The 1,871-nt window shown below is 36.8% G+C and carries 3 protein-coding genes; all 3 read right to left on the bottom strand.

Annotation, left to right across the window (positions count from 1 at the left end):
* A partial coding sequence (locus tag GPK49_RS04085) for an ATP-binding protein (protein WP_215676828.1) occupies positions 1 to 561 on the bottom strand: 561 nt, incomplete at its 3' end.
* Between the two features lie 139 nt (positions 562 to 700).
* Positions 701 to 853: a hypothetical protein gene (locus tag GPK49_RS04090; RefSeq protein ID WP_215676829.1), complete on the bottom strand. Its 153-nt coding sequence runs from the start codon at positions 851 to 853 to the stop codon at positions 701 to 703.
* An 82-nt stretch (positions 854 to 935) separates the two neighbouring features.
* On the bottom strand, positions 936 to 1,871 hold a 936-nt coding region (locus tag GPK49_RS04095; RefSeq protein WP_215676830.1), incomplete at its 5' end, for a CAP domain-containing protein.

Below are 1,871 nucleotides of genomic sequence, written 5' to 3' on the forward strand. Positions count from 1 at the left end.
ATAATTGTTATAGGCTTCCAAAAGTCTATTATGAAAGATTTCCTCTATCTGCTGTTCCTTATGGATACCCTCATAATAAGTGAACAAGGGTGCATCTGTTACCCCCAAGAACTCCTCAAAAGTCAAAGGAAAAATATCTAATAAATTTACCATTCCAACCGGATATGATTTCGGCTTTGCAAGAAGTGTTCCCAGAAGGCTCCCGGCAGCAATAACATGGTACTCATTTGCCTTTTCTTTAAAGTATTTCAGCGCATTTAATGCCTCCGGACATTCCTGCACCTCATCAAATATGACCAGTGTATCTAATGGATGTATTTTTTCCCCGGCAATCATTGACAGCAGCTCTATAATACGCTGCGGATTTTTATTGGTTTCAAAGATTGATTTTAACTCATCTTCTTCATCAAAGTTGAAATATACAAAGCTCTTATAGTAGTTTTTACCAAACTCTTTCATCAACCAAGTTTTCCCAACCTGTCTGGCTCCCTTTAAAACCATTGGCTTACGCTCATCACTTGATTTCCATGCCACTAATTTTTCCATAGCTGTTCTTCTCAAAGTATCCCCTCCTTTTCAAATTTAGTATATCACATTTTTCTCAAAATTTCCAATTATATCTTGCACGTTTTTTCGCTATTTTCAAATATAAAAACCACGTTTTTTCATATTTTTTATATCATAAATATACATTTGTATACTACATATCGTTGATGTCTTTTCCCTTTACTACTGTGATTTTTCTCGTTACACTACCTTCACCTGCCGCTTGTGCAATAAGTGGTGACTGAATAAAAGGCAGTGCAACTACCAGAGCAAGCAAAAGTGCAAGAAATCTTTTCTTTTTTTGCATACTTCTTCACCCTTTCTTTTCTTGCAAATAGAAAAGAGATACGATTTTTTTCGTATCTCTTTCGCTATAATGTTTAAGTTTTTTATCTTGCAAAGATTTGAACCCAATAACTCACTATATCATCAAATAGACCGTTACTTTCACTTTCAAAATCAGAGCCAACACCGAGGTACTTATAATCAGGATTTAAGATATTCTCTCGATGACCTTTAGAATCCATCCATAATTCCATTGCACTTTCCGGTTCCTCGAAAGTACCTTTACTGATGTTCTCGCCAGCATAGTCTCCTTCATACCCTAATTCTTCCAATACAGTTTTACAAGCTTTACCATTAGGTCTGGTATGATCGAATACTTCTATAATTTCTTTTGCTCTAATTTGTGCAGCCGCTGTTAATGTAGAATCTAACTCAAGAGGAGAAACCCCAACTTTTTCACGTTCCTCATTTACCAAACGCAACATCTGCTCAGCATAGCTACTTTCATTTGTAACGTCTACTTTCTCCTGCTTTTGCTGTTCTTGCTGCTCCTTTTGTTTATCTGTCTGCTCACCTACAGCTTTTCTGTATTCTTCGATATACTTCAGCAGTTTATCATAGTTAGGATATTGCTCTACAGGCTTGGTTGTAAGTTTGACCTCTTTTCTTGCTCCATCCCACTGAACATCTGCATTCAATCCATTTGCAAGATCCCTAATGCCGAGTAATGTTCTACCATTCTTAACTACAGGATCAGCAACCAATGCCTTTTCTTCTTCAAGATGACCGGAGCTACCAGAGATAATAGTCTTTTTCTCAATAGTAATTGTTGTAAAATATAAGTATTTTCTGTCTAAATCCTTATCCTCTTTTACCGTTTTATTCAAAGAAACATGATTATACTCTTGAAAACGTCCGTTTACCACCGGACTGTCATTTGTTGAGTATTTCTCAAAACTTACATCCCAGCCCATTTTTTCTGCCACTGCTCTTACCGGAACCATAACACGCCCATTGATATTCACAGGCTGCTGGTCACC

The sequence above is a fragment of the Clostridium sp. MCC345 genome, assembly GCF_018785345.1.
Classification (GTDB): Bacteria; Bacillota; Clostridia; order Lachnospirales; family Anaerotignaceae; genus Anaerotignum_A; species Anaerotignum_A faecicola.

What these genes read in the sequence shown, in the direction of transcription:
- GPK49_RS04090 (WP_215676829.1), bottom strand. Translation starts at nt 853, where the DNA reads ATGCAAAAAAAGAAAAGATTTCTTGCACTTTTGCTTGCTCTGGTAGTT.